An 8,363-nucleotide genomic window follows, 5' to 3' on the forward strand; every position below is an offset into this window, starting at 1 on the left:
CGCCGCCCTGCGCGTATCTCACACCCCACAGCTACCGACCCGACTCAGCTGATGTCAGGCGAACGGCCCGACATCACCCAATCAAGTTCAGTAGCAGGTCGTCGCAGTAGGCGTCGCGGAACACTCTCACCCTCGGTGTAAACCATGCCTGCGCCCCACATGGGGTCAGCGCCTCGTCAGGCCGCACCGCACGCCCGGTCACGAGCTCCCATGCGTCAGCCACGCTTCGGACCGCATCCGCCCAGTAGGTGCCGAGGGGAAGCTCCTCGCGACGGACAAGGGGCCCGATCAGGTGCCGGTACCCCTGAAGCCGGCGGTTGTACATACGCGCTGGTGCACTGTCATCTGACTCTGATAGTGGAGGAAGACTCACGAACACGTCATCCCCAAGGAGACGGTTGAGGGCCGCAGCTGGCGCCAGGTGCTCCCCCACGTAGTAGATGCGATCGCACATGATCACCCGATCAACGACCGCGGCCAGGTCCCACAAGGTCAACGGCGTCAACCAGCGCCGGTCGCCGGCCAGCAGCCGGGCAGCGATGGATATCGTCGTGGCGTCCATGAACACGCTGTTGCGACGCTGATCAGCAGATGGACGCCACTCCACCAACTCATCCAGGTCAGCAGATGTCACGTGATCGAGATGGGGAAGTCCAGCATCCACAGCGCGTTGGAGCGCCGGGGCCTCACCTTCCCACTGCGACAGCCAGCGCGCTACTTGCTGGGCGCGTGGTCGGCAGCTGTCCAACATCTCTGCAGACGTCCTTGCTGTTAGCGGATCTGGGATGTTCGGCACCTCTAGCACCTCCATGACTGTGCGTCAGACCCAATCATGCCGCGTTTGACCAATCGGATCGAGACACCGCATGGACTGGCGATGATGCTGGTCAAGGTTTGGGGAGCATGGTGGAGCAGGCAAACGGATGGTCGACGACACATTCCGAGAGTTCCAATACCCGACTGCACCATCAGGAAGCTACGCCTCGGGTTTCCCCGACGACCTTGCCTTCGAGGACTGGCTGGCCCGGCTGGACACCCTCGCCGACGCACACCAGCGCCTGCGAGAAGGCGAGCAGGTCAGCGGCCCAGCAGCCGAGACCTACCGGCACCGCGTCCAGGCCGCCACCCGCTTCGCCGGCCGAGTCCTGCGCACCAAACGGCACGCCAACGCCATGCTCACCAACCCCGACTTGCAGATCTTCCCAGGCAAGGGCATGACCTGCGTCCTGGACCCGAAGCGGGCAGCCTGCCGTCTCCGCGGTGAGGAGGACAGCACCCGCCGCACCCCCGACCTCGACGACTGCCGTCCGAACTGCGTCAACATCGCGCGGACCGATCGCGACATCGAACACGTCGTTGGCCAGATCGAGCGGCTACGGCCGCTCGTCGACGACCCGCTGGCGCCCGCCTTCCGAAACGCCCACGAACAGCACGAGCTCGACCGCCTGGAACGCATCGTCACCGCCCACGACCCCACCGGAGAACCCCACGATGGCCACTGACCGCGATGCCGAACGCGAGGCCATCACAGCAGCGATCCAGCGGCTGCTCGACGGCCGTCCCACCCGGTCCACGGGGGCGCTCACCACGCTGCAACTCGCCGCAGAGGCAGGCGTCAAGCGCTGGGTCCTTACCCACAAGCACGTTGATCTGAAAGAAGAGTCCGTCCGCCGAAAGTCCGAGGCGAACGGCATCCCGCCCGCGTTCCAGCATCTGCGCGCCCGCGCAGTAGACGCCGAAGCCGTCGCCCGCACCCTGCGGGAGGACAACGACCGGCTCCGCGAGCGCGTCGCCGTCTATGCCCAGGTCATCCACGAACTCCGCACCGAGCTGGACCGGCGCACCGACAACAACACCCAGCGCAGCCCCGTCCGGGGCCTCCCTACCAGCGTCACCTGATGCGCGAGGCGGTCGCGGCGTCGAGAAGCTGTGATGAACCCCCTGGCGCCGACCGGGAGATCACCCGGCTACGCAGTCAGGTTGTCGAGACCGCCGAAGCCGGAAATGTGCGGCGCATGCCAAACACTGGCAGTCGCAGCTACCGGTCGGGGCGTGCAGCTGAGTTATTGGAGATGTTCGCTCTTGCCCAGCGGAGCCCACCTCACCCACATGATGATCGACCACCTGCGTGCGTACCGGTACGGCGTGGGGATCGAAGACCGTCGGGCTGCCGTCATGGGGAGGCCGCCCGGATCTCGTCGAACCGGCGTCCCATTGCGTCGAAGAAGACTGACTTTTCTTCGAGGTCGTCCATGGACCTGTTGAATTCCGGTTCGTCGCCTTGGTCGAAGCTGTGCGAGCAGGACTTTGCCGCTTTCTGCATGAGGTTGTTGTGTTTCTTCCACTGCGCGTCGGCCCGGGCGTCCGGGATCGGGAAGTATTCTCCGGCATCCTTGGCGATCCGACCGAATTCCCTGCAGATCGGGTCGAAAGCGGACTTCTTGATGATTCCTCCCGCGTCCGCGGCTTCGGTGAACGCGTCACCGAGAGCTTTATGGGCGTCACCGAGACGGTTCAGGAGGTCTCCTCCGCCGAACTTCAGCCAGTACTCCAGTTGTGCTCTTCGGATCACTGGGGTGCTGGCCGCGGCGCGGGGTACCTGCGAATAGGCGTTGTTCCGATTCTCCACCCCGTTGCCCGACGTTCCCTCCCGGCTGGTCTCCGCCACAGCCGCCACCGTGGCGGACACCACGATGGCGCAGATCGCGGCAACGGCAGCCCGCCGGACGTAGAGCCTTCGCCGGCCCTTACCGCGCCGAGCGGAGGCCGAACGGCCTTGGTTGCAGCCTCGGAGCCGTTGTAACGCCAGCACGACCGTACCGGCAACGGCGACGGCGAGTGCGGTGGATATAAGAACAGGTGCCAGGAGTGCCCGGGTGACGGTCCATGCGGGATACGGCACCCAATGGCACTTGGAGGCGAGGGTACTGAGCGGCTTGATGCATCCGTCGACCGACATCAGGAGGTAGTGCCCGGAAAGACCGGTGAGCGCGGTGATTTCGGCGGTCAGCAGGGTGCTGTAGAGCGGGTAGCGACCCAGCCGGTTAGCCGTGAGAGCACCAGTCGTCGCCGAAAGCGCCACCAGGACGACGAGCACCCAAGCGCTCAAGCTCACCGAGTACAGGCCGCCGCGCTCTCCCGCTTCCGGCTGCCAGGTGTGCATGTACGCCTTGACGACAGCAATTCCGCCCCAGCAGGCCAGGCCGCCGAGGATCGCGGCCAGCAGCACGTGCCGCAGCGGCGGCAGCGCCGACCTCGACTCGTCCGTAGTGCTCTCACCCGAAACTTGCCCTTCTGGGCGGTCCTGCACGGTCGTCCAGGCCAGCAGCGGCACCACACACAGCGCGCAGACAGCAGCCAGAACAATGGGCTGGACAAATCCGGTGAACACTTCGAACCACACAGAGAGCGCAAAAGCCATGCCCCGGTGCTCGGCGGTCGGCCCGGTAAAGGTCAGTTCCGTCTCCCGGCGGGCCGCATCCATGTCGAACCATCCGCCGACCAGACCTGTCCCGAACGTCTCCCACCAGACAATCCACGCCGTCAGCAGCAGACATCCCACAGCCATGACCAGCAGCATGGTCAGCCCTCTGACCCGCCGGGGCCATGCCCTCAGCCACAGCTGCGACGACTCCGTAATCCACCAGGCGAACAGCACACCTGCGGCCACGACTGAGACAAGAACCTCGGGATGGGGCGGCAGCCAGCGCGTAGGCGACATCTGACCCGTCGCCAGCGCACCGACCGCCATCCCCGCCCCCAGCCACAGCCCGGCACGCACGCCGGACAGCACGCGCCTTTCGGTGAGCACGGCATGGGCCACAGCACGCCACAGCGCAATCCCCGCAACCCCGGTGACCGCAGCGGCCCCCAGCAGCGGCACCAGATACGCACGCCATCCACTGCCGCCGCCCAGCAGGGTCCCTGCCTGATCGGTGATCAGCGGCGCGGCGATGCCGGTCAGGAACATCGGCAGCGCCTGCACGCCGAACAGCATCGCGGGATCCTCGAGCGCGCCCCGCCTCAGGTCCCAGCGTGGATGGGTCCGCCACACCTCGGCAAAGCGGGCCCAGCCGCGCCCGAGCCGGCCTTCGGGTCCGGGCGGCACCGGGACCGCCCATCCGCGCGGGTCCGCGCCTGCGCTCACCGCTGCCAGGTCGGCGTACACCTCGCGCATCCGCAGTACGTCGGCGCGGGCCAGGTACACGAGCACGGTCAGGAACACGGGGAGGATGAAGGCCCGCCCCACGGTCATCTGCTCGGCATGCCGGATCGGCGACTGGAACGATGTGGCGAGAGCGACCACGCACCACACCATGTACGGCAGCAGGACCAAGGCAAGGAACACCCGCCACAGGGCGATGGTGGCGTACGTCAACGTGACGTCGCCGTTGCGCACATGGGCGAACTCGTGCAGCAGCACCGCCCGGAAGCCCTCCGGGTCGCCGGACCTGCGGGCCAGCAGGCCGGCGTGGAGGCAGACGGTCGGACGCCGGTTGCTTCCGTACACCGCCGCGCCGGCCGACAGCGCGGTGGGTGCGACGACGAACCGCGGCGCGCGGGCCAGCCCGGCCTGGGCCGCAACTTCGTGCAACATACTGCGGATCGCCCCCGTACGGTCGACGTCCTCCAGCCGAACGTGTCGGCCGCGCCACACCTTCCAGGCCGGCAGGGCCCGGAAAACCAGCGCGGACGCCACAGGTACCAGGCCGGGCCACAGGAGGTCGAGCCAGTCCGGCGCCGACTCCGGGGCGTACCGGGCCAGGCAGGTCTCGAGGGCGTCGGCATGCAGGAGCATGCCGATGCTGCTGGCCATGTCGTCGATCCGGTTCAGGTCCACGCCGGCGGCGAGCAGGCAGCCGAACCAGTTCGCATCCGTCTCACTGAGGCGGGAAAACGAGACGGTGATCATCATCGAGCCGCTGCTCACCAGCAGCAGGATCACCAGCAGCACGAAGCGCGGGGTGGTGCCGGCGCCGATCGCCCGCTCGTCGAACCGGCGTCGTAAGTCGGGCGTGGTCATCGCGGCTAGTCCTCGTCCGCGGCGTCGTCGGCGGGCCTTTCCTGCCCGCCCCGTGCGGTGAGCGTGAGCCTGACCACCACCGCGTCGGCGATCGTCTCCGCGCGTCGCTCGCTCAGACCGCGCTCGGCAGCCACCTTGAGTACCAACTCGCGTACTTCATGAAGCTGTTCATGACTCAAGGCCGGGATCACCGCTGGTGCCGCTGGCCTGCGGAAGATCTTCCGACCGACCGCTTTCACGCCCCTGGCGGCGCCGATCGCGGCCTGGCCTCCGAGCTGGCGCGCCGCTTCGTAAACCGCGAGCCACACCACAGGCGTGACCAGTACGGCCGCCTCGTCCAGCCCGAACCCGAGCGGATCCTGCTCACTGCGCCCGCGGCCCATCCGCCGGGCCACGATCTCCTCGTCCAGTGCCGCCAGCCCGTCCACCACGGGCAGCTCCTCCGCGGCGACCTCGGCCACTACGTCCCTGACCACCTCGCTGGCCCGCGCCCCGCCAGAGGTCATGTCCCCGTCCTCCATGCCACCGCCTGTCAACCGAAGTCCCAGAATGTCCCTCCGCAACATATCCGCGAACAGCCCAGTGCGGCAGGGGAATCGGATTGCAGACGGGCTGCGGCAGGTGCGGGACCGGTGTTGCAGGATCGCCGTTGAAGAGGGCGTCGTCCATCTGTCAGCCGAGGGCACGAAGGACATCAACAGGCCAAGCGGGGGCATCGCCGAGCCGAAAGGCAGAGAGGCCCGTCCCCGTGGACCAGCACGCCGTTCCTCACCGCGAAGGAGTCCGGCACGCCTATTACCGAGGGTTCGCTCGGGCGCCCATGGTCACCAGGGCTGATCGAAACCTCTCGCGTTCGTGTCCAGCAGGCATCCGTACGCGGCCGGCCACACCGCCTTGGCTGCGTTGTGCCCCGACATGCCGTGGACGCCCAGGCCGGGCGGGCACTCTTGACTTCGAGAGGAGCAAGTCCGTCGGACGACGCCGTAGACGGTCGGCACCAGGTGGTTCATCACAGCTTCTGACCATTTCCCAAGCCTGTTGGTACGCGGGAACGGCAGATGAACCGTGATCGATAGACATTGGAAGCAACAGCTCGCAATAGGCGAGAGAACCGGCGGACGTCACCGGTCAGCCTCCACGGCGATGGCCCTGCGCGCTGTCGTCGCCGGGGACGTCGAGCAGGCCGCCACGTACGGACTCGCCGATGTCGCCAAGGAGTTCGCCGACCGCGACCTGGTCGTCGACCTGGTCCACCGCGATCTCGACAAGGACGTCGTCGCGGACTGACCCGTCTCACACACGAGAGGGCGCCCGCAGCCATTCGAGCTGGCTGCGGGCGCCCATCGTCGACTCTAGCCCGACCGCTGCCCGGCGCGGAGGCCGGTCCGGGGCGGTGGAGGGAGGGGCAGCGAGGCGAGGCGGTGCAGCTCGCTATTCGCATCCGATATTCGAACAGACGTAGCATTGACGCGTGCCCAAGTACGACTTTCCCCAGGATCTCCGCGCAGCCCAGCTTGCTCTCCTTCAGACCCGTGCCGCTCATGACGTGTACGCCACGACCTTGCCGTGGTCGGCGGAGCCGATGCCCGGCTGGGAGAGCGACAAGCAGCTTCACAGCAACTACGTGTCCGGGAAGCCGGACAGTCCCGGGTACACCGAGGAACAGGCTGCGGAAGTGACGCGGTTCAAGGCGGAGCTGCTGAGGCTGAGCACCGAGGTGGTCACGCACCCGTACTGGCAGTCGCTGAGCGGCCCGGACCTGGTCGACGCGCGCATGATGCTGCAGCACGCCCACGAGTCCGCCGAGGACGGGACGGCGTAGCCGTGCCTGGCCCCGAGGGCATATCTGACCTCGACAAGAACAGGGCGCTGGCCGACTGGCTGGAGTGGCAGCTCCGGCAAGTCCGGAACCGGATCCGCGAGCTTGAGATCAAGGAGCAGCAAGAGACCCGCGCCCGGGAGCGAGCGCGGGCCGAACAGTCGTGGAAGATCCAGCCGAAGCGGTCCGGTGAGACCGCGATGCTGCACCGCGGCGGCTGCACCCTGTACAGCGCGCACCTCGGATTCCTCACCCGGGACGAGGCGATCATCGCGCTGGCAGAGCCGGACATCGAGCCGTGCCAGATCTGCGCCCCGCAGACGGGGCTGGTGGACGACTAGAGCCGCTGGCGTACTGCGCCCGCTGCGGGCCCTGGGCGCGTCGGAACTGGACGAAGACGACGACGGGGCGGACAGAACTAAGGGTGGCCGACCAGGGCGGTGATGAGATTGCGGGCCCTTGCCTTGGTCAGCCGCTTCGCGGCTGTCGCGCAACGTTGCCGGGGAGCGCGCGGCTCAATGTCACTGCCCTTGATCACCTTGGCGAACTCGGCGTCGAACCGTTCTTTGCCGACCTTCTCCGCAAGTGTGGTCAGGTACTTCACCTGCGCCTCGGTGGCCGGCTCCGTCTTCGCCTTCTCGGCACGCTCGCGCCGCGGGGCATAGATCCGCTCGTTCTCCGCCTTGCGGGCCGCCTCCGACTCGGGGCTGCGGCAGGTGATGTGCACAGGCTCATACCAGGTCTGAGTGCCCGGCTTGCCGGTCACCGCTTCCCACAGCGCGTCCGCCGTCAGCTTCTCCTCGTCCACGCCTTCAGTCAGGCCGGGACCGACGAGCCCGTAGTAGCCAGTCCGGCCCCGGGGGATCACCGTGAACCCGGCCGGGATCGCGTGGGCTTCGAGCCAGTCCCGGCCGCACCCGCAGTGCCGGGCGTGGTACCCGGCCCACTTCCGCTCCAGCGGCTCGTACACCAGCCGGTTACCGTAGTACTTCGGATCCCTTGCGAACCCAGACATGGCCCGCAGTCTCCCATCGCGGGGCTGGCGGCGCACAGCCCGCTGTTAACTGAACGCGGGACTAAGAGGCCGCACGAATAGGCAAGCGAGTTCCCTGCCGAAGCCGACCAACAGCTCTCCGCCCGGCGCCATCGCCACCGCGGAAACAGATGCGGGGAAGGGTAGGAAGTCAGTGACCTGCTGGCCGGTGGCCAGGTCCCACACCCGCACCGTCTCGTCCCAGCCGCCGGTGACGGCGACCGGTCGGCCTTCCACCACCCCCGTCGCCACCGCCACGACCCGGTCCGTATGGCCGGTCAGGGGCTCGCCGACCTGCTGGCCGGTGGTCAGATCCCACACCCGCACTGTCCTGTCCCAGCCGCCAGTGACAGCAATCGGTCGGCCGTCCACCACCGCTGTTGCCACCGCCTCCACCCCGCCGGTGTGGCCGGTCAGGGGCTCGCCGATGGGCAGGCTGGTGGTCAGATCCCACACCCGCACCGTCCCATCCCAGTCGCCGGTGACGG

At 67.7% G+C, this 8,363-nt stretch carries 9 protein-coding genes and 1 pseudogene; 5 read left to right on the top strand and 5 right to left on the bottom strand.

The features are described from left to right. Positions 1-73 precede the first annotated feature (73 nt). Positions 74-664, bottom strand: a complete 591-nt coding sequence (locus tag ACIQCZ_RS34545) for a hypothetical protein (RefSeq protein ID WP_402288575.1) — start codon at positions 662-664, stop codon at positions 74-76. A gap of 259 nt (positions 665-923) precedes the next feature. Here ACIQCZ_RS34545 and ACIQCZ_RS34550 point away from each other — a divergent pair, with 259 nt between their 5' ends. Both ACIQCZ_RS34550 and ACIQCZ_RS34555 read left to right on the top strand, forming a co-directional pair. Further along, positions 924-1,502 (top strand): hypothetical protein, encoded by a 579-nt coding sequence (locus ACIQCZ_RS34550; protein ID WP_402288578.1) that lies wholly within the window; start codon positions 924-926, stop codon positions 1,500-1,502. Beyond that, positions 1,492-1,899, top strand: coding sequence for a hypothetical protein (locus tag ACIQCZ_RS34555; RefSeq protein WP_402288580.1), 408 nt, complete (start codon positions 1,492-1,494; stop codon positions 1,897-1,899). Before ACIQCZ_RS34550 ends, ACIQCZ_RS34555 begins: the two co-directional genes overlap by 11 nt. A 274-nt stretch (positions 1,900-2,173) precedes the next feature. On the opposite strand, the gene ACIQCZ_RS34560 is transcribed toward ACIQCZ_RS34555, so the two are convergent. After that, positions 2,174-5,023: a M48 family metallopeptidase gene (locus tag ACIQCZ_RS34560; protein WP_402288582.1), complete on the bottom strand. Its 2,850-nt coding sequence runs from the start codon at positions 5,021-5,023 to the stop codon at positions 2,174-2,176. Between the two features lie 5 nt (positions 5,024-5,028). Continuing rightward, entirely contained in the window at positions 5,029-5,529 is a 501-nt protein-coding gene (locus ACIQCZ_RS34565) for a hypothetical protein (RefSeq protein ID WP_402288584.1), read from the bottom strand. Between the two features lie 637 nt (positions 5,530-6,166). Here ACIQCZ_RS34565 and ACIQCZ_RS34570 point away from each other — a divergent pair. From ACIQCZ_RS34570 to ACIQCZ_RS34580, 3 genes are all read left to right on the top strand, one after another. Then, positions 6,167-6,310 carry a hypothetical protein gene (locus ACIQCZ_RS34570; protein WP_402288586.1) on the top strand — a complete coding sequence of 48 codons (144 nt, stop codon included), beginning with the start codon at positions 6,167-6,169 and terminating at the stop codon, positions 6,308-6,310. 184 nt (positions 6,311-6,494) lie between these two features. After that, entirely contained in the window at positions 6,495-6,845 is a 351-nt protein-coding gene (locus ACIQCZ_RS34575; RefSeq protein ID WP_402288587.1) for a hypothetical protein, read from the top strand. Positions 6,846-6,847: 2 nt separating this feature from the next. Continuing rightward, positions 6,848-7,183 carry a DUF6233 domain-containing protein gene (locus tag ACIQCZ_RS34580; RefSeq protein ID WP_402288589.1) on the top strand — a complete coding sequence of 112 codons (336 nt, stop codon included), beginning with the start codon at positions 6,848-6,850 and terminating at the stop codon, positions 7,181-7,183. Positions 7,184-7,260: 77 nt separating this feature from the next. On the opposite strand, the gene ACIQCZ_RS34585 is transcribed toward ACIQCZ_RS34580, so the two are convergent. Together ACIQCZ_RS34585 and ACIQCZ_RS34590 are read right to left on the bottom strand one after the other, a co-directional pair. Next, entirely contained in the window at positions 7,261-7,857 is a 597-nt protein-coding gene (locus ACIQCZ_RS34585; protein WP_402288591.1) for a hypothetical protein, read from the bottom strand. Between the two features lie 45 nt (positions 7,858-7,902). After that, positions 7,903-8,363, bottom strand: a pseudogene (locus tag ACIQCZ_RS34590) (hypothetical protein); the annotation flags it as partial.

It is taken from the genome of Streptomyces sp. NPDC093149, assembly GCF_044754145.1.
Taxonomy (GTDB): Bacteria; Actinomycetota; Actinomycetes; order Streptomycetales; family Streptomycetaceae; genus Streptomyces.

Bases quoted from the DNA above. Each gene is read 5' to 3' on its own strand.
- ACIQCZ_RS34550 (WP_402288578.1), top strand. From the start codon at position 924: ATGGTCGACGACACATTCCGAGAGTTCCAATACCCGACTGCACCATCA.
- ACIQCZ_RS34555 (WP_402288580.1), top strand. From the start codon at position 1,492: ATGGCCACTGACCGCGATGCCGAACGCGAGGCCATCACAGCAGCGATC.
- ACIQCZ_RS34560 (WP_402288582.1), bottom strand. From the start codon at position 5,023: ATGACCACGCCCGACTTACGACGCCGGTTCGACGAGCGGGCGATCGGC.
- ACIQCZ_RS34565 (WP_402288584.1), bottom strand. From the start codon at position 5,529: ATGACCTCTGGCGGGGCGCGGGCCAGCGAGGTGGTCAGGGACGTAGTG.
- ACIQCZ_RS34570 (WP_402288586.1), top strand. From the start codon at position 6,167: ATGGCCCTGCGCGCTGTCGTCGCCGGGGACGTCGAGCAGGCCGCCACG.
- ACIQCZ_RS34585 (WP_402288591.1), bottom strand. From the start codon at position 7,857: ATGTCTGGGTTCGCAAGGGATCCGAAGTACTACGGTAACCGGCTGGTG.